A 22,599-nucleotide genomic window follows, 5' to 3' on the forward strand; every position below is an offset into this window, starting at 1 on the left:
ATCGGCATCGCCCATGTGACCAGGTTAGTGCGCGCAGCATCCGAAGGCTGCCTCCCTCTCAGGCCAACTCCAATAATTACAACTGACTGTCAAGGAAATTTCACATTCATTTCCTAAAGTAGCGCGTCATCCGGTACGTCAGGCCGCAACGACTTGAGGCAAGGGCTTCGCTCGCCGGTAGATAACCCACAATCCAGGACACGAAACCACACATGGCGCAGCCTCTCGACCTCTCCCGCCGCAAAGCCCTCAAGATTCTCGCCAGTGCCCCGATGCTCCCGCTCGGCGGCGCGGCGACCGCTTCGTTGCTCACCGCATGCGGCGGCAGCGACAGCAACGCGGCAACGCCCGCGCCCACCCCGGCGGCCGCGTTCACCACGGCCGCGTTCGGCAGCATGGCGGCGCCGACCCTGGCCGATCCGAACGCGATGGCCAAGACCACCGTCGCCTCGACGATGACCGCGAATTTCAGCGACGGCAGCAGCCGCACGTACAAGCTCGCATATCAGCCGTTCTTCATGACGGGCGACACCGTGACGAACACGAGCGGCGGCACCATCGTCGCGGGCGGCTACTTCGACATCGACAATCAGCCGATCATGGACCGCTCGGCATCGGGCAAGGAACGCCAGTTCTTCTCGGACTGCCCGGACGGCACCTCGCTCATCAGGATGGACAATCCGACCGTCAAGGGCGTGAAGGGCAATGCGGTGCTCGCCGTGGTGCAGTTCGAGTACGCCTCGCGCGACCAGAACGACGCCGACATGTACGGCAAGCTGCCCTCGCCGATCGCCGTGCTCACGCTGGACCAGGACCCGGCGACGGGCAAGCTCACGCTCGTGAGCTACTCGAACGTCGATACGTCGAAGGCGAACGGCCTGTGGATCACCTGCGGCGCGAGCCTGTCGCCGTGGAATACGCACCTGTCGAGCGAAGAGTACGAGCCGGACGCGGCCACGCTCTCGACGAACTCGCAGTTCAAGGCATACAGCAAGAATCTCTACGGCGACGAAACGAAGGCGCGCGCCTATCACTACGGCCATCTGCCGGAAGTCACCGTGCATCCGGACGGCACGGGCACGATCAGGAAGCACTATTGCCTCGGCCGCATCTCGCACGAACTCATTCAGGTCATGCCCGACAAGCGCACCGTGCTGATGGGCGACGACGCGACCAACGGCGGCCTCTTCATGTTCATCGCGGACAAGGAGGCCGATCTCTCGGCGGGCACGCTCTACGTGGCGAAGTGGACGCAGACGTCGTCGGCGGGCGCGGGCTCGGCCACGCTCACGTGGCTCAACCTCGGTCACGCGACGAGCGATGAAATCGAGAATCTCGCCAATACGCTGACGATCGCCGACATCATGGACATCGTGACGGATGAAAAGAACCCGCCGGCCGATGCGTCGTACACGCGCATCCACTACAGCGGCAAGTTCAACTGGATCCGCATCAAGCCGGGCATGGAAAAGGCGGCCGCGTTCCTGGAGACGCACCGCTACGCCGCGCTCCGCGGCGCCAGCATGGGATTCACGAAGCTCGAAGGCACGACCGTCAACGCGAAGGACAAGGTGCTGTACTCGGCGATGTCGCAGATCGTGTCGTCGATGGTGAAGGGCAACGCGCATTCGACGGACATCGCGCTCGACAAGTCCATCAACTCGGGCGCCGTGTATGCGCTCAACATGAAGGGCGAGCAGCGCGACATCGGCGGCGCCGCGATCGACAGCGAATGGGTGCCCGTCGACATGGCCGCGCCCGCCGCGCTCGTCGGCGAGGATCTCGCTTCGGCGGATGCGCTCGGCAACACCGCGAATCCGGAGCGCGTCGCGAACCCGGACAACCTCAAGTTCTCGGAGAAGCTGCGCACGCTCTTCATCGGCGAGGACAGCGGCATGCACGTCAACAACTTCCTGTGGGCGTACAACGTCGACACCAGGACGCTGTCGCGCATCCTGTCCACGCCGTCGGGCGCGGAATCGACGGGCCTGCACGCCGTCGACGAGATCAACGGCTGGACCTACATCATGAGCAACTTCCAGCACGCCGGCGACTGGAGCAGCAGCCTGCACTCGAAGGTGCGGTCGACGCTCGATCCGCTCGTGCGCGCGAACTACAAGGATCGCTTCGGCGCGTCGGTCGGCTATCTGACCGCCGATCCGACCTCGACCAAGCTGAGCTGACGATGTGGATGGAGCGAAGCCTCGCGCTTCGCTCCATCTGCCGCATCGATGCGGCCGCGCCGTTTCCCGCACACGTTCCGTGCCGGTTTCTCCAGATGGTGCTATGTTCCGTTGAATCGTTTTCTTTCAACCGAGCAGAGCCCATACGGAGCTAAGACGGCCATGAAAGTTCGTGTCTGGAAAGCGGCAGGTTTCCTTCTCGTCACCTCGAGCGCCTTTGCGCAGACGAGCGTCACGATGTACGGACGTCTCGACGGCGGCATCGAGTATCTGAACCACATCGCGAACGGCACGGGCGGCAGTTCCTCGCGATGGAGCGCCGAAGGCGGCGACTGGGGCACCAGCATGTGGGGCTTGAAGGGAACCGAGGATCTGGGCGGGGGCATGTCCGCGGTCTTCAATCTCGAGACCGCAATCCAGATCATGAACGGCACCACCGGCGGCGGCCGCGAGTGGTCACGCCGCGCCTATGTCGGCCTCAATTCGAAGACGTGGGGCCAATTGCAGGCGGGCCGCAATCTTTTCATCGATAGCGATGGCGTGTGGGAGTTCGATCCCTTCGTGCAGCAGGCGGTGTCGTCGGCATCGCTGGTGCGCGGGCGCAACTGGCAGCAATCGAGCAACAACGTCGAATATCACAGCCCCGTGTTTCATGGCTTCGACGTGCAAGGGCAATACGCGTTCGGCAATCAGCCGGGCGCCTTCAATCAGGGCGCGCCGGGCGAGTTCGGACGTTCCGACGGCATCATGCTGACTTATCACTCCGCCTTGCTCGACGTGCGCGGCATCTACGACGAACTGCGCAGTCAGGACGGCCGGCTGGACAACATCTTTCAGGCGTCGCGCGAATACTTCGTCGGCGCAAATCTGAAGGTGGAGAAATGGAAGGTGCAGGCAGCCTACACGCACTACGCCGCGCCTGATTCGCCGGCGGGCGTGGCCGATACCGCCGATCATTATTGGCTCGGCGCGACTTACCAGGCGACGCCCGCATGGGCCGTGACAGCGGCGGGCTTCTATATTCATGTCGGCGCGGGCACGGGAGACGCCGCGCACGATCCCGCGAGCCACGCGACGCTCTACGCGCTCGGCACGACCTACAACTTCACCAAGCGCACCTTTCTCTACGGCACCGTGGCTTACGTGCGCAACAGCGCGAACGGCACGTTCTCGGTCTTCGCGACGCCGCGCAACGCGGAACCCAGCACGAGCCCGCTGGCGGGTGAATCGCAGACGGGCGCGTATGTCGGCATGATGCACGTGTTCTGAACGGATCTGAGCGCCTCGCGCAGGGCAGCGGGGCGTTCGGACGCGCTCGTCAGGAACGCGCGCGCTTCAGCCAGTCGTCGAGTGCGATGCTTCCACGACGCGCCTCGCCGAGCGGCACGAGGGAAGTCTCCTCGACGGTGCCGCCGAAATACGTCGCCTTCGGATCGACGACGATCTCGCGCGCATCGCCCTGGGCCTTCATATACGTTGCGATGAACTGATGCAGGGGCGCGCGCTCCGGCCCCGCGATTTCGACGATGCCATTGACCGGCGCGCCGAGCGCGACGTCGGCGACGATGGCCGCCACGTCGTCGGCTGCGATCGGCTGAAATTGCCCCGTCGACAGGTGAACCTTGCCGTCCTGCATTCCCGAATCGGCAATGCCGCCGAGAAACTCCATGAACTGCGTCGCGCGGACGATCGAATAGGGCACGCCCGACTCCGCGATCAGCTTTTCCTGCGCGACCTTCGCGTCGAAATAGGCGTTGTCCGGCATGCGGTCCGTGCCGACGACGGAGAGCGCGACATGATGCTGCACGCCCGCCGCGGCCTCGGCCTCCACGAGATTGAGCGTCGAGGTGCGGAAAAACGCCATCACGTCGTCCGGCGCCCATGAGGGTGCGTTCGACACGTCGATGACGACCTGAGCGCCACGAAGTGCTTCACTCAGACCCGCGCCCGTAACCGAATTGACGCCGTTGCGCGGCGACGCGGCAACTGCCTCATGTCCCTTCGCGCGCAGAATCGCGACCGTCTTCGCGCCGATCAAGCCGGAACCTCCGATGACGACGATCTTCATGATGCACCTCGTGTGGTAAGTGAAAGTGTGGTTTCCGAGTGCATTGTGTGACAATCATGTCTTGGCATAAAGGGACAAGAATTATCGAATCGACTAGTCCAAGAGAGCCCTCGATGACGCCGACGGAACACGCGCTGAACCTCGAAATCGACCGGCGCAAGGCGTCGCCGATTTATCTGCAGATTTGCGAGCGCTTCAAGGCGGCGATCGCGGCCGGGCATCTGAAGCCGGGCGACCGCGTGCCCGCGCTGCGTGGACTCGCGACGCAACTGAATACCGCGCGCGGCACCGTCGAGACGGCCTACAACATCCTCGTCGACGAGGGCTATTTGCAGATGCGCGGCGCCGCGGGCACGTTCGTTTCGTCGTCGCTGCCGGATTCGGTCATGTGCACATCGGCCCGCAAGGGTCGCGAACGCGCCGATGTGCCGCGCTCGAGGCAAGCCGCCGCCGCCGATATCGGCCACGACGCGAAGCCGCTGCGCCCCGGCTTGCCCGCGCTCGATGCGTTTCCTCGCAAGGTCTGGAGCCGCCTCGTCATGCGTCGCGCGCGCAGCGTCGATCTCGCTTCGCTGACCTATCCCGATCCCGCGGGTTATGGGCCGCTGCGCGAGCGCATCGCCACTTATCTGGGTCTGTCGCGCGGCGTCGAGTGCACGCCGGAGCAGGTGTTCGTGACCAGCGGCTATCGCGCATCGCTCGAGCTTGTCCTGCGCGGTCTCGCGAAGCCGGACGACAGCGCATGGTTCGAGGAGCCGGGCTATTTTCTGGCACGCAATTTTCTTGTCGAGGCGGGACTGAAGCTCGTGCCGGTGCCGATCGATCACGACGGGCTCGACGTCGACGCCGGACAGACGCTCGATGCGCACGCGCGTTTCGCCATCGTCACGCCCTCGCATCAGAGTCCGCTGGGCGTCACGCTGTCGCTCGCGCGGCGCATGAAGCTGCTCGACTGGGCGCAACGCGCGGGAAGCTGGGTCGTCGAGGACGATTACGACAGCGAGTTCCGTTACGCGGGCCGTCCGCTGCCTGCGCTGAAGAGTCTCGACGTCAACGATCGCGTGATCTACTGCGGCACCTTCAGCAAGGTCCTGTTTCCGGGCTTGCGGCTGTCGTATGTCGTGGCGCCGGAGCGGGCGATCGCGCGCTTCGAGCAGCTCACCAAGAGCATGAACGCCGGGCCGCCGCATCTGTTGCAGGCGGCCGTCGCGGATTTCATCGCGCAGGGGCACTTCGCGCGGCATCTGAAGCGCATGCGGGCGCTCTATGCGGAGCGGCGCGGGGTGTTTGCGCAGGCGCTGGTGAAAGCATTCGGAGACAGGGCGAGCATCGAGCCGCCCTCGGGCGGGATGCATCTCGTCATGCTGTTCAACGCGGACGCGAACGGTCCCGTCGATGATCTGGCGATCGCCGCACGCGCGCGGGAAGCGGGGCTCGCGGTGAGCGGGCTGTCGTCGTGGTATCTCGGCGCGCGCACGAAGCGCACGCTGCGCGGCATGGTGCTCGGCTTCGCCAATGTCACGGATGCGGCTGAAGCGGCGCGTCTCGCGCGCATGCTGCGGCGCGCGTACGACGGATGAGCAGCGCTAGAGCGTGATGGCGTCGCCGGACCCGAAGAGCGCGTGCCGCGCGATTTCTTCGCGGGCGGACCGCAGGGCGTCCGTCACGGCTTCGTCGCCGCGCACGAGTCCCTCCAGCAGGACGAAGTGCAGGCTCTTCAGGCCGATGGAGCCGAGCGCGTAACGCAGATACGGTGTGAGGAAATCCTGCTGCCGCGCATGCTCGCCGCTATGAAACCCGCCCGAGCCGACGATCACGAACGCGGGCCGGTCGCGCATCAACCCGACCTTGCCTTCGGGCGTCGCGGCGAAGGTGCGGTGAATGCGCAGCACGTAGTCGATCCACAGCTTCAGCGCGGCGGGCACCGTGAAGTTGTGCATCGGCGTATTGATGATGAGCGCGTCCGTCGCTTCGATCTCGCCCACGAGCGGCTCGGACACGTCGAACCGGCTCGCATCCGGATCGCGCGACGTGATGGCGCGTGCATAGTCCTGCGTGATCGGCGGCAATGGCTGCGAGGCGAGATCGCGTTCGACCACCGACACCTGCGCGCTCTTGCCCAACGTGCGGATCATCTCGAGCGCAAGCCCGTAGCCATGGCTCGCTTCGCCGTGCGGGCTCGCGTTGACGAAAAGAATCTTCATCGCGCGCGCTCCGTGTCGTTCTGAACGAGCGGTTCGACGAAGTGCATGCCTTTCGCGAGCAGGCCGTTGCGGAAGTAGAAGCGTTGCGCGAGCGGCATGTGCAAGCCCGTATCGAGCACGAAATGCGCGCAGCGCGCATGACGTGCGATCTCGCGGACCTTGTCGAGCAGTTGCGCCCCGATGCCGCCGCGTTGCAGCCGCGCGGTCACGACGAGGTCGTCGACATAGATGAAGCGCCCGTACAGCGTATTCGTTTGCGCGCGATATCCGGCGAGACCGAGGATCGTGCCTTCGGCGTCGCAGGCGGCGAGCAGGCGGTAATTTTCCTCGCGCTGACGGCGCAGTTGCGCGCAGAACGTGTCGGCGTCCGTCAGATGCGGCCGCAGTTCCTTCATGACGTCGAAGGCGCGGGTCCAGTCCTCGGGTGAATCGAGATGCCGGAAGGTCAGGGTCGTGTCCATGCGTGTTCTCCACGTTGCATGGCGCCTACGATATCGACTCGATGACCCGGCCTGAAGGGCCAAGAAGTGATCTCTCGACTAGACCATGTTCGATGCTCGTCCGGTCCGGCGCTCTCGAACCGTGAGCGATAGAATCGAACGCATCGCCTACCGTTTCGACACATGCCGCTCAATCCCGATTCTCCGCTTGCACATCTCATGAACGCGCCCGTGAGGCCGGGCGGCGTCGTATGGATAGGCTTGCGTGTCGCGCGGCGCGCGCCGCTTCAGGTGGTCGAATCCGCGCTCGCAGTGGCGGGCGTCGGCCTCGAAGGCGATCACTACGGCCGCAGGGACGGCAACCGGCAAGTCACGCTGATTCAGGCGGAGAGCCTGCGCGCGATCGCGAGTCATCTTGGTCTCGACGATGTTTCGCCCTCGGACTTGCGGCGCAATATCGTCACGAAGGGAATCAATCTTCATGCGCTGAAGGACCGGCGCTTTCGCATCGGCGGCGCGGTGCTGGAGGCGAGCGGCGAATGCCATCCCTGCTCGCGGATGGAGGAAACTTTCGGTGTGGGCGGCTATAACGCGGTACGCGGCTTCGGCGGCATCACGGCGCGCGTCGTCGAGGGCGGAGCAATCGATCTTTCGAGCGCGATCGAAGCCTTGCGCTGATCGGCTAAGATACAGCGCCCAGATCATCGACCCATAGCGAGGAGTGTTTTCCGTGATTCAGCCGAGCAACGTATTCAAGGACAACCTGGCCCAACTGCCCGCCATCGACGGCATCGAGCGCATCGACCTGGTCGACGGCAAGGGCGGCGTGGTCGCGAGCATCGAGAACAAGCCGGGCAAGCAAGGCTCGCTCGCGGTCTACAACTATCTGAAGCAGGCGTTCGGCGCGCTTGACGCCCAAGCCGCCGCGCACGGTCTCGCGGTGTTCGCCGAACATACCGCCGATGCGCGCAATCGCCCCGGCGCGCATCCGAACGTCGACCGCTTGCTCGAGATCGCCGCCGGCGGCGAGGCGCTGCGCATCGACGTCGTTCAGGCGAGCTAGCGTCATGCTGCCTGTTCCGCAAGCTTCGACGGAACAGGCAGATCGATCAACGAGTGCGGGAACTCAGACCCGCAGTTCCACGCGCTTGATGTCCTTCACGATCACCAGATAGCTGAACACGGTAATCAGCGCATTGATGCCGACGAACGCCAGCGCGCCGTTGAACGATCCCGACTGCGCGACGAGATAACCGATCACGATCGGCGTGACGATGCCGGCCACGTTACCGAACATGTTGAAGATCGATCCGGAGAGCCCGATGGCTTCCTTCGGCGACGTATCCGCGACCACGGCCCAGCCCAGCGCGCCGATGCCCTTGCCGAAGAACGCGAGCGACATCAACGCGACCACGACCCAGTCGGCATTCACGTAGTTGCAGCCGACGATGCACGAGGACAGCAGCATGCCGCCGACGATCGGCGCCTTGCGCGCGACGGTCAGCGAGTGGCCGCGACGGATGAGGCCATCGGAGATCACGCCGCCGAGCACGCCGCCCGTGAAGCCGCAGATCGCGGGGAGGGAGGCCACGAAGCCCGCCTGCAGGATCGTCATGTGACGCGCCTGCACGAGATAGATCGGGAACCAGGTAAGGAAGAAGTACGTCAGCACGTTGATGCAGTACTGCGCGAGATACACGCCGAGCAGCATGCGATTGGTCAGCAACTGCTTGACCACCGGCCAGCCTACGCCGTTCGACTTCATACGCGATGCGCCGCCCGCGCGCTGGTGACCGCGCACGAGACCGCCGCCTGCCTCGATGTACTCGAGCTCCTGCCTGTTCACGCGCGGATGGTCCGCCGGATTCTTCATCACGGAAAGCCACGTGAGTGCGAGCAGCAAGCCCGCCACGCCCATCACGATATACACGTGATGCCAGCCGAACGCATGCGTGAGCCACGCCATCAGCGGCGTGAACACGACAGCCGCGAAATACTGCGCCGAGTTGAAGATTGCCGATGCCGTGCCGCGCTCCTGCGTGGGAAACCAGCTCGCGACGACTTTCGCATTGGCCGGGAATGCGGGCGCTTCCGCCGCGCCCATCATGAAACGCAGCACGAAGAGCGCCGTCACCGCGGTGGCCGCGCTGCCGAGCAGGCCGATCGAGCTTTGCAGCAGCGTGAAGAGCGACCACAGGAAGATGCTCGTCGCATACACGCGCCGCGCGCCGAAGCGATCGAGCAGCCAGCCCGCGGGCACCTGCGACAGAACATACGCCCAGCTGAAGGCCGAGAAGATGTAACCCATGCGGATCGCATCGAAGCCGAATTCGGCGCGCATCGCCGAGCCGGTGACGGACAAGGTCGCGCGGTCCGCGTAGTTGAACGTCGTGATCACGAAGATCAGCAAGAGAATGAGATAGCGCACCTTCGTGCGCTTCATGACGTCCGCGGGATTCGCGGCGCGGCTCATCGACATGGACTTCCCCTTCGAATCGAACGTGCTGATGCACGGAGGGCCGCTCAGGCGGCCCTCATGTGTGAAGCGATGCGCGGCGCCGTTGCGGCGCCAAGCGTTCCGCTTGTCTCCTTCTGATCCTGCTTACTGCGCGCCGAGCTTCCTGATCAGCACGTCGAGCTGCTCGAGCTCGTCTTCCGTCAGGTCGGTGAGCGGCGCGCGGACCGGACCCGCGTCGTGGCCGACGAGCTTCGCGCCCGCCTTGACGATGCTCACCGCGTAGCCTGCGCGGCGGTTGCGGATCTTCAGGTACGGCAGGAAGAATTCGTCGATCAGCTTGCCGGTGGTTTCGTGGTCGTTGGCCGCGATCGCGCGGTAGAACTGCATCGCGGTCTTCGGGATGAAGTTGAACACAGCCGACGAGTACACCGGCACGCCCAGCGCCTTGTACGCCGCTGCGTAGACTTCAGCCGTCGGCAGGCCACCGAGGTACGAGAAGCGGTCGCCGAGGCGGCGGCGGATCGTCACCATGTTCTCGATTTCGCCGACGCCGTCCTTGAAGCCGATCAGGTTCGGGCAACTATCCGCGAGTTGCTCCAGCATGTCGGCGTTGAGCTTCGAGTTCGCGCGGTTGTAGATGATCACACCCATGTTCGGCACGGCCTTGCAGACTTCTTCGGCATGCGCGCGAATACCTTCCTGCGAAGCTTCGGTCAGGTAGTGCGGCATCAGCAGAATGCCTTGCGCGCCTTGCTTCCCGGCTTCCTGCGCGAACGCGATGGCCGTACGGGTCGGGCCGCCCGCGCCTGCCAGGATAGGCACCTTGCCACGGCAGACTTCGGTGGCCGTCTTCACGATCTGCGAATATTCGGGTTGCGTCAGCGAGAAGAACTCGCCCGTGCCGCCCGCGACGAACAGCGCCGAAGCACCGTACGGAGCCAGCCATTCGAGGCGCTGCGCGTACGTATCGGCGCGGAAGTTGCCTTGTTGGTCGAAGTCCGTCACGGGGAAGGAGAGCAGGCCTTCGGAAACGATTTGCTTCAGTTCTTGCGGTGTCGTCATGTTGATGTATCTCGGTGAGCAGCGACCGGCGGGTGCCGAGCTTATATGTCATCGTACAACATGATGTGACGAGGGACAATCAATTTAAGCGTGTGAAATCAAGATATTCGGGTAAATACTTACCCAATGTGGACGCCCATGTTGTAGGATGACATAACTCCAAGCCGCGCGCGGCCGCGCGGTCTGTTCCGCCGAAGGAATCGTCAGAATGAATCAATCTCCCCTCTATATTCGCGTCCATCCGGATGACAACGTCGCGATCGTCGTCAACGACGGCGGTCTCGGCGAAGGCGCCACGTTCTCCGACGGTCTCGTGCTGCGCGAGCGCGTGCCGCAGGGCCACAAGGTTGCGCTGAAGGATCTCGCGGAAGGCGACGCGGTGATCCGCTACAACGTGGTGATCGGCTATGCGACCAGGCCCTTGCCGAAGGGAAGCTGGGTGAACGAGCACGTCACCCGCATGCCGACGCCGCCCGAACTGCACGATCTGCCCATCGCGACGATCAAGGCGCCGGACGAATCGCCGCTCGAGGGCTTCACGTTCGAGGGCTATCGCAACGCGGACGGCTCGGTCGGCACGCGCAACATCCTCGCCATTACGACTACCGTGCAGTGCGTGGCGGACGTGGTGCAGCACGCGGTCACGCGCATCAAGGCGGAACTGCTGCCGAAGTATCCGAACGTCGACGATGTCGTGAGCCTCGGGCACACCTACGGCTGCGGCGTGGCGATCGACGCGCCCGATGCGATGGTGCCGATCCGCACCGTGCGCAACATCGCGCTGAACCCGAACTTCGGCGGCGAGGTGATGATGGTGAGCCTCGGCTGCGAGAAGCTGCAACCGGAGCGCCTGATGCCGCCGGGCACCATTCCGATCGCGGCCGCGACGGCGGAAACGGAAGACGTGGCGGATATCGGCGACAACACCCACGATGACAACGGCGGCACGGTCGTGCTGCAGGACGAATCGCACGTCGGTTTTCAGTCGATGATCGAGTCGATCATGCGCATGGCCGAGACGCATCTGAAGCGCCTCAACAATCGCCGGCGCGAGACGTGCCCGGCGTCGGATCTGGTCGTCGGCGTACAGTGCGGCGGCAGCGATGCGTTCTCGGGCCTCACGGCGAATCCGGCGGTCGGCTTCGCGACGGATCTGCTGGTGCGCGCGGGCGCGACGGTGATGTTCTCGGAAGTGACCGAAGTGCGCGACGGCGTCGCGCAACTCACGGCGCGCGCGGCGAACGGCGAAGTGGCCGCCGCGATCATCCGCGAGATGCAGTGGTACGACGATTACCTGAAGCGCGGCGGCGCGGACCGCAGCGCCAACACGACGCCGGGGAACAAGAAGGGCGGGCTCTCGAACATCGTCGAGAAGGCGATGGGTTCCATCGTGAAGTCGGGAAGCTCGAGCATTTCCGGCGTTCTCTCGCCTGGCGAGAAGGTCAGGCAGAAGGGCTTGATCTATGCGGCGACGCCTGCGAGCGATTTCATCTGCGGCACGCTGCAACTGGCGGCGGGCATCAACCTGCACGTGTTCACGACGGGACGCGGCACGCCGTACAGCCTGGCGGAAGTGCCGGTGCTGAAGGTCGCGACGCGTTCGGATCTCGCGCGCCGCTGGCACGATCTGATGGACGTGAACGCGGGCACCATCGCCACGGGCGACGCGACGATCTCGGATGTGGGCTGGGAGCTGTTCCGCCTGATGCTCGATGTCGCGAGCGGGCGGAAGCAGACGAAGGCCGAGGCGCTCAAGCTGCATAACGCGCTCGTATTGTTCAATCCGGCGCCGGTGACCTGATTTGAAGGGTGGTCAGCGAAAACGAATCGCCCCGCATCGGCGGGGCAATTTTTTCGCTTCATGCAGATTGTCTGGACGACCGGCGTTATACAAACTCCGCCGCGCCAAGTTGCAGCCGCTCGAGCAACTGAGGCAGACGGGGTGCTCCTGCGCGACCGCCGAAGTGCTCACACTTCATCGCTGCCGCGACGCTTGCTGCGCGCACTGTTCGGGAAAGATCCCAGCCGCGCGTAATACCGTAGGCGTACGTGCCGTGCCACACATCTCCCGCATTGAGCGTATCGAGCGCGCGGATGTTGATGGTGGGAAAGCGACTTAGCGTTCCGGCTCCGTCGTCGTTCTGCCAGATCAGACTTCCACGCGCGCCGAGTGTTACCCCGACTACCCTGGCGCTCAGAGTAGACGCGACTTCCACGAGCGCCTCTTCTGGTGAGGACGCCCCGCTCAGGGAATGTAATGCCGGCTCCGAAAGCAGCACGTGGTCGGCCAGCGGCATCATGGCTCGAAGGTCGTCGACCGGAGCGACGTCGGCGTCGAGGATGGTCGGAATACTCAGGCGTCGCGCATGTGAAAACAGCACCTCGGCGCCTTGCAGCCAACGCATGTCGCAGAGGACCGCGCCCGCGCTCGCGATTTCGTGCAGTGGCAGCCACCCCGTATCGGTATCGAGCGCGGGGTCGAAATACGGCACCACCAATCGTTCTCCGTGCTTGTCGACCAGAATCGTCGAGAACGGGGTGCGCACATTCGGCAATTGCCGGACGCCCGCTGTCGAAACGCCTTCGCGAGCCAGATCTTCAATGAACATCTGGCCGGTATGGTCGTCGCCGATGCGGCTCCACAGGCTGACCCGCCCGCCCAGCCGCGCGATGCTGACCGCGGCGACCGTTGCCATCCCCGAGGCGCCTTGCACCGCTATGGTCGGCAAAACCTTGCCGCCGTGCGGCGGGATATGGTCCACGCGGAAAATGGTGTCCCACAGAGCGGAGCCAAGGCAGATGATGTGCTTCTCGGACATGATGTGTTCTCTCAGCTCCTTTGACAATTGGCGTCGATCACCTGACGCACGATCGTGTCCGGTGCGGGCCTGATGCTCGCATGGCCATCTTCATCGAGCAGCACGAAGCGAATCTCACCTCCCTCCGATTTCTTGTCATGACGCATCAGCTCGAGATACCGATCGGCGCCCAGTCGCGGCCCGACGACGGGAAACCCGGCGCGCTCGACCAGACGGCGCAATCGAATCGCGAATGCCTCGGAGATCATGCCGAGGCGCGCCGACAGGTCGGCGGCCATCGCCATGCCGCAACCAACAGCCTCGCCGTGCATCCACACGCCATAGCCGGCGCCGGTTTCGATGGCATGACCGAAGGTGTGCCCGAAATTGAGAACCGCCCGCACATTCGCCTCGTGCTCGTCCTTGGCCACTACCTCGGCCTTCAATTCGCAGCAACGTTGTATTGCATATCCCAATGCGTCGGTGTCGCGCGCAATGAGTGCGTCGATGTTCGTCTCGATCCAGTTGAAGAACTGAGGGTCGAGGACAGGGCCGTACTTGATCACCTCGGCGAGTCCGGCGGCGAACTCGCGGGCAGGAAGCGTCGACAGCGTGTCCAGGTCGGCGACGACGAGCCGCGGTTGATAGAACGCTCCAATCATGTTTTTCCCGAGAGGATGATTGATGGCAGTCTTGCCGCCGACTGATGAATCGACCTGGGCGAGCAGCGTTGTCGGGACTTGCACGAACGGGATGCCGCGCATGTAACATGCGGCCGCGAAGCCCGTCATGTCACCCACCACGCCGCCTCCCAATGCGAACAACACGGTTTTCCTGTCTGCGCGCTCGGAAAGCAGCCGGTCGAAAATGTGATTCAGCGACGCGGCATCCTTGAATTCCTCGCCATCGCGCAGTTCGATATGGATCACGCGCCTGAACCGGTTCGAGATCGCGCGTTCGAGCGTGGCCGCGTATAGCGGCCCCACGGTCGTGTTGGTGACGATTGCCGCGCAGTCGCCTTCGCCGGCACTCGACCAGACTGATGCGTCATCGAACAAGCGGCGCCCGATCACGATCGGGTAGCTACGGTCGCCAAGCTCGATCTGGACGATGCGTTTGTCGTTTCGCTGCTCAGCGGCGATTACGTCACTCATTTTCAATTCCGTATCTGGTGTTAGTTAGCCTGCTTTGCCGTGACGCGGTTCGAGCGACAAGGCGCAAATCTTCGAGCGGAAGTCTTCGGTGCCGGCGACGATCTTGTCGAGCACTGCATCGAGGGCCCAGAAGCGCTGGCGGACGTCATAGTCGATTGCGCGGCAACCGATGGACGAGAATGTGCCAATGCGCTGGTGGTACATCTTCGCAAGCGCGGGATAGCCGAGTGCTTCCGACACCGCCGCGAGCACGAGAAAGGTCGACAACGCCTCTGCGAGCGCCGGATGGCTTGCGCTGTCGCTGCGCAGCCATTGATAGAGATCGGGATGGAAGTTGTTGAATACCCCGTTGAATCCGGCCGCGCCTGCTTTCATTGCGTCCCATGCGATGGCCGCGTTTGCGTTCAGGATCTTGAGCGGCGACCCCTCCGCCATTGCCACTCTCCGGACGACGGTGCTCAGGTCGCAACTCACGTCCTTCAGCATCACGAACCGCCCCGAGTCGATGCACACCTTGAGTTCGTCATCGGTGAGCAAGCGGCGATACGGCGCCGGACACTCGTACAGGCCGAGCGGTACTTCCGGCGGCAGCGCGGAGAGCAATTGATGAAGGTTGGCAAGGAATACCGCCGTACCCTCGTGTTTCGGATCAAGCCTGTTCGTGACAAGCACGATGCCCTGCACTCCGGTGGATGCGACCGCACGGAGCTCCTCGATCTGGTCACCGATGGAATCGCTGATATGGCCGGATGCGACGACCGGGATGCGACCGCCAACCTTCTCCACGACGAATCGGGCGATCGCGACCCGTTCAGGGAGGGTAAGGAACTGCATTTCGCTCGACTGAGCGACGGCGAACAGCGCGTCCGATCGGTGCGCCACATACCATTCGATCAGACGCTCCAGCCCCGCGTAGTCGACTTCACCGCTGTCGAGAAAAGGGGTGAGCATGACCGGGACGATGCCCTCGATGGCGGTTGTCGGCATATTGATGTTCACGATGCCTGCTCCTCTTGGAAATGATTGACGATTTGCCTGTGTGCAATGCGCTGTCAGGTCGAGACCTGAAACGGGATGGTGTTCGCCGAGGGGTCTCGTTCCGGAATCGGTTTGCGGACCAGGAACAGGTATGCCATCGAGCCGACGAGAGCGATTCCCGCGCCAGTCAGAAGCGCCGGGACGAATGACCATGCCTGTGCGATATATCCGGTCAGCAGAGGCGCCAACGCGCCACCGAGGAAACCACCGAAATTCTGGATCGCACCGAGCGAGGCAATCCGGCTGGGCGGCGCCGTGACTGTCGCGAGCGACCACGCGCAAGCCGACGACGCGTTGGCAAGAAAAATCACGACCGAGATGCACGCCAAGGCGATCGTGTTGCTTTCGACGAATGCAGCGGGCACGGTGAAGACGACCATTCCGAGCATCGCAAATACCATCGCGTTCCGGCGCCCGCCCACGGGTGACGCGCTCTTGCTTGCGATGCGGTCGGAGACCCATCCGGCAACCAGTGCACCCAGGAAGCCACAAAAGAACGGAACCGCTGCGGCGAAGCCTGTGTTTGCGAGGCTCATATGCCGCGCGGTTCTGAGATAGCCCGGTAACCAGGTGAGATAGACCCAGTTGAGGTACACGGAGCCAAAAAATCCGATCAGCATGCCCCACGTGGCGGGGTAGGAAAACAGGGCGCGCCACTCCGCGAAGCTGACGTTGGCGGGCGGCTTGTCCGAGACTTCGACGCCGGATTCAAGGTAAGCGCGCTCTTCCTCGGACATTCGCGACTTCACCGGGTCGCGATACATGGCGACCCAGACAAGCGCCACGACCAGTCCGGCAGCACCCGTCATCCAGAAAGCCCAACGCCAGTCAAGAACGGCAATCAACGGCGAAAGGACGAGCGGGGCGAGTGCAATCCCGAGCGGCGAGGCCGAGTTGAAAATGCCGGTGGGTGCGCCGCGCGACGCAGGCGGAAACCAATTCCCTACCACTCGGGCCGCCGATGGAAACTGGGGCGCCTCGCCGATCCCGAGCACGAGCCGGGCGATGACAAAAAAGCCGAACGTTGCGGCAAAGCCGCCCGCAGCCTGCGAAACCGACCAGATGACCAGGCCGATGCCCAGGAGCCAGCGAGGTCCGATCCGATCGACCAGTACGCCAATCGGGAGTTGACACACGGCGTAGGTCCACGAGAAGGCGGACAGCAGGACGCCCATCTGCCCCATTGTGAGCCCGAGGTCGCCGCGGACGAGCTCGTTGGCCACCGCAAGCGTGCCGCGATCCAGGTAATTGATCACGCCGCTCAGCATGAGCAAGGCCATTGCGATCAATTGCTGGCGCCGAATCCGTGGCGGAGCGGGCGGGGGTGTGGGGCGATCTGTCATTTGATGTCTCCATGTATTCATGCGAGCGCATGTGGTCAGTACGGGCGGCCGGGTTTTGCCGCCACGCCGATGCCGGGCTTCCCGGATGGGCGGGTAGCCGAAATGTAAGCGTAAATCACGCATTGCACAGACTTATCGACAGCGATCTTCTCTGTCTGGCAAATATGGAACACCGCTCGTTTTAGTACTATGATTAGCGCTTACATTATCAATCCGCAGGCATCTTGCGCTCGAACGGCAAGTTGCGTCATTAAGGGAAAACACTTATCGTAAGCGTATCGCTTACATCGAGGTATGACTTGCTATGGGAGTCTCCAACGACTCGGCAGGCGACGCTGCTGCCTCCCCCCAGACCGAATCTGAAATGTTGGCTTCCGCCAACGCTGCATTGACGGCCCAGCCTCTGTTGGCCGACGTTGCGCGCCTGGCCGGCGTGTCTACCGCCACCGTGTCGCGGTTTCTGAACGAACCAGCGAAAGTCACGGAGCAGACACGAGCCAAGGTCCAGGCTGCAATTACCCAATTGGACTGGGTACCGAATGCAGCGGCCCGTTCGCTCGTTTCGCGCCGCTCGTACGCGGTCGGCGCGATCGTGCCCACACTCCAGCATGAGAAATTTCACCAGCAACTCCAGGCTTTCCAGGCTCGCCTCGGCGTTGAAGGGCTGGCGGTCTTCGTCGCCTGCTCATCGTATGATCCTATGGAGGGTTACCGGCAGGCGCGAGGAATGATCGCGCGAGGTGTCGACGCGCTCGCGCTGCTTGGCGACGATTATCCTGATGCTCTGTTCGAGCTGCTGGAGGCGAAAGGCATACCGTACGTCATTACATTCGGCCGGCGCGCAGACAGCCAGCGGCCTTGCGTCGGCTTCGAGCACACTCGCGCGTATGAATTGATGACGCTGCGTCTGCTTCAGCTTGGCCATAGTCGATTCGGAGTGATTTTCCAATCGCAGAAGGACAACAGTCGCGTCGAGGCACGGTTGAAAGCGATTACCGACACGCTTGCTCGGAACGGGCTTGCCGTCAGGCCGCAGCATCTGGCGGTGATGGCCGACAACGCGACCTCGCGCATTCCTTTTGCACGGGCTGCGTTTCAGCGAATGATGAATGCTGATCCGGCTCCTACCGCCATCATCTGCGGGAACGACGCGTTGGCGATAGCCGCACTTCTCGAGGCAAAGGAAATGGGCCTGGAAGTACCCGGTGCAGTGTCGATTTCAGGCTTCGACGACATTGAACTTGCGGCGCACTTTCAGCCTGCCTTGACAACCATACGTGTACCGGACCGCCAGATGGGCGAGCTGGCGGCTGAATACCTGATAGATCGAATCGCGGGAAAAGCCGCCGAATGTCCTCCGATGCTCGATGTCTCGATTATCGAGCGCGATTCGACGGGCCCGGCGCCGGCATAACTTGATCCCTCACGGAGAGTGATCTTCATCGACGCGGTGCCATGACCGACCGGCGCCTCGGTAGCACGGCATACGCCAACTTGTCGCGTCGGTCGAAGCATCTTCGAGCAGCGGAGTGGACGATACTCCGTTTTAAGCTTGGCGGGCCATATTCATGATATTCCCGTTGAAGTTGATCCCGCCGCTTGCCTGCTTGATCCGCTTGCGAGTGGGCTGGCTCTTTGTTGGGCTGATGGCGCGCGGTGTGGCCGCATGAACACTATCGAAGAATGAACGGCGACTTCCCTTACTCTTACCTCAGGGATGTTCTCACATGATCGCTGCGCAGCCAGCTGGCAAGCCGTTCCCCGTGATGTATTCGAGGCTCGTGTGGCTGTCTATGCGGCAGATGTCCCATCAGCGAAGCCAGCCTTGAAATGCCGTTAAATCTCTGGGTGCGATGCTACGTTTTTCGTGCGTTCGCTGGCGGCAACGTGTCGGATACTGTGATTCAAGCCCCTTCGTGTCCCGGTAGTGGGCTTCCCCGGGTTGTATCTTTCGACGACTAGCGTCTCTGTGAAGGCAGGATTCCTCAGCGCGGGGTCGACGTCTTCTTTACACCTCGATCGTGAAGAAGGAACCGCCGATGGCCGGCCGTCCCGGTTACTCAGCTTCTCGCAGTCAATAAGTTGTCGGCGTCCGCGAAACGATTGGGCCTTCCAAAAATTCCCGTTTTGATCCGCTAAATCCAATGTCAACGCACGATCGTGCTAGAGGTTTGCGTGCCCAATTACAGAAGCTTCGTTTAGGTCGGAACTCGGTCCCGAGTCAGGGCGCGACGCCAGAATGAAGGGTTTTTATCAGATGAGAACTGTTCACCTCCGCTCAAAAATATATCCTAGACTCTTCAGAAATCGGTAGCGTTAGTCGTGGCATTTTGTAGTGTTTGTAAGCCGTGGAAAGCGGAGAACAATAATGAACGAGAGTCTTCGAGTGATGGTCGCCGCATTCCTTCTCGTTGTTGGTGTCCACGCCAACGCGAAACGGCCAGCCGTTCCAGAAGGCCCGCCTGCGGAAATTGAAAGCGTTCTTAACCAGGTGCAGCAAGCTCTGGCAAACGTCCAGTCGACGCTTGCCGAGAGCAATTTGCCCCCCCTAAGTGAAGTGAAACTGGATTTGCAGACCGTTGTGAAGGTAAAGGTAGGCGGAGGCGTGACGCTTTGGGTAATTTCCGTTGGCGGACACTGGGAACAAGATAAGGCGCAACAAGTCGTGCTGACGTTGAAGCCTCCAAGCCCCGGTGCCGAGAGAAACGTCGCTTCCGCATCGCTCACGCAGACACTCGAGGAAACGATCGTGAGCGCGGCAAAGGGCGTGAAGGATGCGGAGAAGTCGCGCGTGCCGCTAAAGCCGTCGGCACTCGACCTGACATTGCAATTCACTGTCGAGACGAATGTGAATGCAGATGTCGGGCCCAAGATTACCCCGATCACTGCTGATTTCTCGGGTGATGTCACCAAGACAGCGATTCAAAAGCTCACGGTCAGTTTCGCTTACCCCAAGACGCCCGGAAAATAGGAGGTGCCGTGAAGCGTCTCTTCCTCAGCATAGCGTTCTGCGCCGGGTTCAATCTGGGTGGGGCTGCGACTGCAATCGCGGAATGTGGAAACTTCGAACCGCCAAAGATGGATGAAGTTCAGCTTCGCAACGAATACAGTGGCGCGGTGCTCCGTATCACGATAGGAGACGGCGACATTTGGGGAACCGGGTATCTCATTGATGCCGAACACGGATTCGTTCTGACTGACAAGCATGTAATCGAGACTGCGACTTCCAAGGAAGCCATTCACGCGGAGAGTCCCGTCATCCCCGGGGAAAAGACCGACGCCAAAGTCGTGAGCACGATCGATGCTCCGACTGACCTAGCTCTACTTCAGTTGAGCCATCCGCTGCCATCAACCGTCCATGCTGTGGATATCGTTTTGCGAGAACCAAACCAGTCGACGACTCTCTATGTAATGAACTATCCGAAAATCGGAGACGAGAAGGCTGTTTTCCACGAGCAGGCCGTACATGTCATCGCAGTGAATGGAAACATCGAAGTTCAGCAAAGTTTGTCGACGGGTGGTGATAGCGGGGGACCGCTGATCGATCCGTCTGGAAGCTCGCTTGGCACTTGTCGCGCGCAGATTGGCATAGGCGGTACGGCTGCCCGCTATGTGCCGATGAGCGATGCGCAGAACCTTCTGAATCTTATCCCGATGTCTACAAGGGTTAAGGCGCTCGACGAGCGCCTTAAGTCGGGTGATTTAAAGAGCGCAGAGTTTGCCGAGATGCTCAGAAAGACGCCGGATCGTCCGACAAATCTCGAGCTCTACACCTGGGGAAAATTGATATCGAAGAATCCGGCCTTATATGATGATCGCGCAAAGCACTTGATCCAGTGTCCGCTTGTAAAAGCTTTGATGCATCGGGGTATGGAGGATGCGGTTCCTCCGCTTTATCCAATTGCCGATGCCAACGACGTCGGCCAAGCGTACGTTCGCATTGCGAACCGGGAAGCGCTCCTAGGTCGCCCGATCACATCGCTCGCCAGCTCGCGAACGGCGTTGGCTGCATATAAAAGCACCGGAAACAGGGAGGGAAAGATTGCAGCCCAGCTCGTCCTTGCACAAGCGCACCTTCAGAGCAACAACAATGTCGCGGCGCAGAAGAACATTTCGTATGTGCTGTCGCAGAAGAAGTATCTCTCCCCCGCGGAAGAGGGGAAAGCGTACTACACCGCTGCCGCGATATCCGAGAATAAAGGCAGTATGCATGCTGCGATTAGTCAGTATGACACCGCTTCCGAATTGTTCATAAAGAGCGGCGACTACGTGAGCGCCGCCAACGCGCTCACCAATCTTGCTGAAGTTCAATTCAGCAAGGGGCGATATGCAGAGGCGCAGGAGAGTGTTTCCCAAGCTGTGGCTTTGTCACGCCAAGCTGGCAATACTGCGGCTGAGTCGCGATCGCTTTACGACCTAGCGAAGATTCAAAGCGCCGCGGGACTCACGTCGAAATCCTTTGATACCCTGCAGGACTATCTGAACGTTGCCCCGTCCGGTCCGCATGCAAACGAGGCGAAGGCCATTCTGGATCATGCCAAGTAGGCGTAACCGTACTTAAGATGCAAAATCTGGCGGTTCCGTCGGGCGACACGCGCGATACAGCTTCGAGAATGCGTAAAAAAGCTCGTCAAAGTTGACCTGCGATAATTGCCGGGAAGCTAGCTGTATCGAACACCTTCGCGCATAGGACTTGCTCCGGCAAGACGGCGAGCACCCGCGTCACGCCTTCCACGAGACGCTTGCCGACGGGCGACGGCGCCCTCACGGAACGCCGGCTTATCGCTATGCCTCAAGAGCATAAAATGACCTCCTCCGAAAGACATGGCTAGTTCAATGTTCCATGCATCGAATGAAACCAAGGACCGTCGTTCATTTGAGCGTTTTGGCAAGCCCCGAGGATCGCCCTATCGCATCGCCATCTGATCCGCTGTCTTCTTGAGCTGCAATACGAACTGATTGACGATCACCGAACGCGGGCGACCAGGCGCGAACAGGAAACGCGGCTCGACCGGCACGGCCGGCGAGAATGGCCGTGCGATCAGATCAGGGAACGAGCGTCCCATCAGCGCGAAAGGATCGACGAGCGCCACCGCGTTGGCTTCCCTCACGAGCGCGCAAAGCACCGGCGTACTGTTGGAGACGAACGTACTCGTAAACATCCGGTCTTGCGCGCGAAAAGCCTCGCGCAGCCGCCAGCCTGTGAGCGTGTCCTCGCCGAACGTGGCAAGCGTTTCCTTGTCCAGCATTTTCGGCGTAATGGTCTTGCGCCCCGCGAGCCGGTGCCCGGCGCGCATCACGCAGCGCAGCTCCGCGCTGCAGAACTCTTCGACCTCGAGCGTGCCGGAAGGCGCGGCCACATCGAGAATGCCGAAATCCGCCTGGTTGTTGTTCACGTATTCGACGACGTGACGCGTCGGCAGTGCGCGGATATCGAATTCCACATACGGATGAGTCTCACGAAACTCGCCCACCGCACGCGCGACGATGGTGGTCGCGAGCATCGACACCGTCGACACGCGAATCGACCCGCGATGTCCTTGCTGAATCTCGCGCGCGGTCTCCGCAATCGATTGCACGCTGCCGAACAGGCGCTCGATTTCCGGCAGGATCGCCTCGGCCTCGGGCGTGCACACCAGGCGCCCTTTGACACGCAGAAACAGCGTGAGGCCGATTTCCTCCTCGAGCATGCGCAACGTCTTGGTGACGGCGGGCTGCGAGACATACAGCAGACGCGCGGCGGCCGACACGCTGCCGGACTTCACGACCGCGCGGAAAATCTCCAGATGGCGCACTTTGAGCATGGTCCGGACTCGTTGAAGGTATAACTTTCTGGCAGGAACAAGCTTAG

The 22,599-nt window shown here is 62.1% G+C and carries 19 protein-coding genes; 9 read left to right on the forward strand and 10 right to left on the reverse strand.

The features are described from left to right. The first annotated feature begins 212 nt into the window (after positions 1–212). A complete protein-coding gene (locus AWB83_RS14645) occupies positions 213–2,183 on the forward strand; it encodes a PhoX family protein (protein ID WP_087046283.1) in 1,971 nt (656 codons plus the stop codon). Positions 2,184–2,345: 162 nt separating this feature from the next. Continuing rightward, the gene (locus tag AWB83_RS14650) at positions 2,346–3,452 is read left to right on the forward strand and encodes a porin (RefSeq protein WP_087046284.1); all 1,107 of its coding nucleotides are present in this window, start codon (positions 2,346–2,348) and stop codon (positions 3,450–3,452) included. A gap of 49 nt (positions 3,453–3,501) precedes the next feature. Here the strand turns inward: AWB83_RS14650 and AWB83_RS14655 are convergent, their stop codons facing one another. Beyond that, entirely contained in the window at positions 3,502–4,251 is a 750-nt protein-coding gene (locus tag AWB83_RS14655) for an SDR family oxidoreductase (RefSeq protein ID WP_087046285.1), read from the reverse strand. Positions 4,252–4,364: 113 nt separating this feature from the next. Here AWB83_RS14655 and pdxR point away from each other — a divergent pair, with 113 nt between their 5' ends. Beyond that, the gene (gene pdxR / locus AWB83_RS14660; RefSeq protein ID WP_087046286.1) at positions 4,365–5,831 is read left to right on the forward strand and encodes a MocR-like pyridoxine biosynthesis transcription factor PdxR; all 1,467 of its coding nucleotides are present in this window, start codon (positions 4,365–4,367) and stop codon (positions 5,829–5,831) included. Between the two features lie 6 nt (positions 5,832–5,837). On the opposite strand, the gene AWB83_RS14665 is transcribed toward pdxR, so the two are convergent. Both AWB83_RS14665 and AWB83_RS14670 read right to left on the reverse strand, forming a co-directional pair. After that, complete coding sequence (locus AWB83_RS14665) at positions 5,838–6,455, reverse strand: FMN-dependent NADH-azoreductase (RefSeq protein ID WP_087046287.1); 618 nt, start codon at positions 6,453–6,455, stop codon at positions 5,838–5,840. After that, positions 6,452–6,916 carry a GNAT family N-acetyltransferase gene (locus AWB83_RS14670; protein WP_087046288.1) on the reverse strand — a complete coding sequence of 155 codons (465 nt, stop codon included), beginning with the start codon at positions 6,914–6,916 and terminating at the stop codon, positions 6,452–6,454. The genes AWB83_RS14665 and AWB83_RS14670 overlap by 4 nt, the downstream gene beginning before the upstream one ends. Before the next feature lie 162 nt (positions 6,917–7,078). Here AWB83_RS14670 and AWB83_RS14675 point away from each other — a divergent pair, with 162 nt between their 5' ends. Both AWB83_RS14675 and AWB83_RS14680 read left to right on the forward strand, forming a co-directional pair. Beyond that, a complete protein-coding gene (locus tag AWB83_RS14675) occupies positions 7,079–7,573 on the forward strand; it encodes an MOSC domain-containing protein (protein WP_087046289.1) in 495 nt (164 codons plus the stop codon). Positions 7,574–7,625: 52 nt separating this feature from the next. Beyond that, positions 7,626–7,958 (forward strand): DUF2322 family protein, encoded by a 333-nt coding sequence (locus AWB83_RS14680; RefSeq protein WP_087046360.1) that lies wholly within the window; start codon positions 7,626–7,628, stop codon positions 7,956–7,958. Positions 7,959–8,021: 63 nt separating this feature from the next. On the opposite strand, the gene AWB83_RS14685 is transcribed toward AWB83_RS14680, so the two are convergent. Both AWB83_RS14685 and kdgD read right to left on the reverse strand, forming a co-directional pair. Further along, the gene (locus AWB83_RS14685) at positions 8,022–9,374 is read right to left on the reverse strand and encodes an MFS transporter (RefSeq protein WP_087046290.1); all 1,353 of its coding nucleotides are present in this window, start codon (positions 9,372–9,374) and stop codon (positions 8,022–8,024) included. A gap of 123 nt (positions 9,375–9,497) precedes the next feature. Next, a complete protein-coding gene (kdgD, locus tag AWB83_RS14690) occupies positions 9,498–10,415 on the reverse strand; it encodes a 5-dehydro-4-deoxyglucarate dehydratase (protein WP_087046291.1) in 918 nt (305 codons plus the stop codon). A gap of 208 nt (positions 10,416–10,623) precedes the next feature. Here kdgD and garD point away from each other — a divergent pair, with 208 nt between their 5' ends. Continuing rightward, a complete protein-coding gene (garD, locus tag AWB83_RS14695) occupies positions 10,624–12,216 on the forward strand; it encodes a galactarate dehydratase (RefSeq protein WP_087046292.1) in 1,593 nt (530 codons plus the stop codon). 85 nt (positions 12,217–12,301) lie between these two features. On the opposite strand, the gene AWB83_RS14700 is transcribed toward garD, so the two are convergent. The 4 genes from AWB83_RS14700 to AWB83_RS14715 all read right to left on the reverse strand — a co-directional run bounded on the left by AWB83_RS14700 (position 12,302) and on the right by AWB83_RS14715 (position 16,748). Next, complete coding sequence (locus AWB83_RS14700) at positions 12,302–13,234, reverse strand: PfkB family carbohydrate kinase (protein WP_087046293.1); 933 nt, start codon at positions 13,232–13,234, stop codon at positions 12,302–12,304. An 11-nt stretch (positions 13,235–13,245) separates the two neighbouring features. Next, on the reverse strand, positions 13,246–14,367 hold the full coding sequence (gene aroB, locus AWB83_RS14705) for a 3-dehydroquinate synthase (RefSeq protein ID WP_087046294.1): 1,122 nt from the start codon (positions 14,365–14,367) through the stop codon (positions 13,246–13,248). A gap of 24 nt (positions 14,368–14,391) precedes the next feature. Further along, a complete protein-coding gene (locus tag AWB83_RS14710; protein ID WP_087046361.1) occupies positions 14,392–15,354 on the reverse strand; it encodes a Dap2 family DHDPS-related protein in 963 nt (320 codons plus the stop codon). Positions 15,355–15,419: 65 nt separating this feature from the next. Beyond that, positions 15,420–16,748, reverse strand: coding sequence for an MFS transporter (locus AWB83_RS14715; protein WP_087046295.1), 1,329 nt, complete (start codon positions 16,746–16,748; stop codon positions 15,420–15,422). A gap of 304 nt (positions 16,749–17,052) precedes the next feature. Here AWB83_RS14715 and AWB83_RS14720 point away from each other — a divergent pair, with 304 nt between their 5' ends. The 3 genes from AWB83_RS14720 (at position 17,053) to AWB83_RS14730 (ending at position 21,293) form a co-directional block, all read left to right on the forward strand. Then, positions 17,053–18,162, forward strand: a complete 1,110-nt coding sequence (locus AWB83_RS14720) for a LacI family DNA-binding transcriptional regulator (protein ID WP_087046296.1) — start codon at positions 17,053–17,055, stop codon at positions 18,160–18,162. A gap of 954 nt (positions 18,163–19,116) precedes the next feature. Continuing rightward, the gene (locus AWB83_RS14725) at positions 19,117–19,719 is read left to right on the forward strand and encodes a trypco2 family protein (RefSeq protein WP_143750057.1); all 603 of its coding nucleotides are present in this window, start codon (positions 19,117–19,119) and stop codon (positions 19,717–19,719) included. Between the two features lie 8 nt (positions 19,720–19,727). After that, positions 19,728–21,293: a tetratricopeptide repeat-containing S1 family peptidase gene (locus AWB83_RS14730; RefSeq protein ID WP_087046298.1), complete on the forward strand. Its 1,566-nt coding sequence runs from the start codon at positions 19,728–19,730 to the stop codon at positions 21,291–21,293. A 362-nt stretch (positions 21,294–21,655) separates the two neighbouring features. Here the strand turns inward: AWB83_RS14730 and AWB83_RS14735 are convergent, their stop codons facing one another. After that, on the reverse strand, positions 21,656–22,552 hold the full coding sequence (locus tag AWB83_RS14735) for a LysR family transcriptional regulator (RefSeq protein ID WP_087046299.1): 897 nt from the start codon (positions 22,550–22,552) through the stop codon (positions 21,656–21,658). Positions 22,553–22,599: the final 47 nt, after the last annotated feature.

The sequence above is a fragment of the Caballeronia ptereochthonis genome (genome assembly GCF_001545075.1).
Taxonomy (GTDB): Bacteria; Pseudomonadota; Gammaproteobacteria; order Burkholderiales; family Burkholderiaceae; genus Caballeronia; species Caballeronia ptereochthonis.

Bases quoted from the DNA above. Each gene is read 5' to 3' on its own strand.
- AWB83_RS14685 (WP_087046290.1), bottom strand. From the start codon at position 9,374: ATGTCGATGAGCCGCGCCGCGAATCCCGCGGACGTCATGAAGCGCACG.
- AWB83_RS14670 (WP_087046288.1), bottom strand. From the start codon at position 6,916: ATGGACACGACCCTGACCTTCCGGCATCTCGATTCACCCGAGGACTGG.
- AWB83_RS14720 (WP_087046296.1), top strand. From the start codon at position 17,053: ATGGGAGTCTCCAACGACTCGGCAGGCGACGCTGCTGCCTCCCCCCAG.
- AWB83_RS14655 (WP_087046285.1), bottom strand. From the start codon at position 4,251: ATGAAGATCGTCGTCATCGGAGGTTCCGGCTTGATCGGCGCGAAGACG.
- AWB83_RS14710 (WP_087046361.1), bottom strand. From the start codon at position 15,354: ATGCCGACAACCGCCATCGAGGGCATCGTCCCGGTCATGCTCACCCCT.
- kdgD (WP_087046291.1), bottom strand. From the start codon at position 10,415: ATGACGACACCGCAAGAACTGAAGCAAATCGTTTCCGAAGGCCTGCTC.
- garD (WP_087046292.1), top strand. From the start codon at position 10,624: ATGAATCAATCTCCCCTCTATATTCGCGTCCATCCGGATGACAACGTC.
- pdxR (WP_087046286.1), top strand. From the start codon at position 4,365: ATGACGCCGACGGAACACGCGCTGAACCTCGAAATCGACCGGCGCAAG.
- AWB83_RS14650 (WP_087046284.1), top strand. From the start codon at position 2,346: ATGAAAGTTCGTGTCTGGAAAGCGGCAGGTTTCCTTCTCGTCACCTCG.
- AWB83_RS14665 (WP_087046287.1), bottom strand. From the start codon at position 6,455: ATGAAGATTCTTTTCGTCAACGCGAGCCCGCACGGCGAAGCGAGCCAT.
- AWB83_RS14700 (WP_087046293.1), bottom strand. From the start codon at position 13,234: ATGTCCGAGAAGCACATCATCTGCCTTGGCTCCGCTCTGTGGGACACC.
- AWB83_RS14715 (WP_087046295.1), bottom strand. From the start codon at position 16,748: ATGACAGATCGCCCCACACCCCCGCCCGCTCCGCCACGGATTCGGCGC.
- AWB83_RS14645 (WP_087046283.1), top strand. From the start codon at position 213: ATGGCGCAGCCTCTCGACCTCTCCCGCCGCAAAGCCCTCAAGATTCTC.
- AWB83_RS14735 (WP_087046299.1), bottom strand. From the start codon at position 22,552: ATGCTCAAAGTGCGCCATCTGGAGATTTTCCGCGCGGTCGTGAAGTCC.
- AWB83_RS14675 (WP_087046289.1), top strand. From the start codon at position 7,079: ATGCCGCTCAATCCCGATTCTCCGCTTGCACATCTCATGAACGCGCCC.
- AWB83_RS14725 (WP_143750057.1), top strand. From the start codon at position 19,117: ATGAACGAGAGTCTTCGAGTGATGGTCGCCGCATTCCTTCTCGTTGTT.
- aroB (WP_087046294.1), bottom strand. From the start codon at position 14,367: ATGAGTGACGTAATCGCCGCTGAGCAGCGAAACGACAAACGCATCGTC.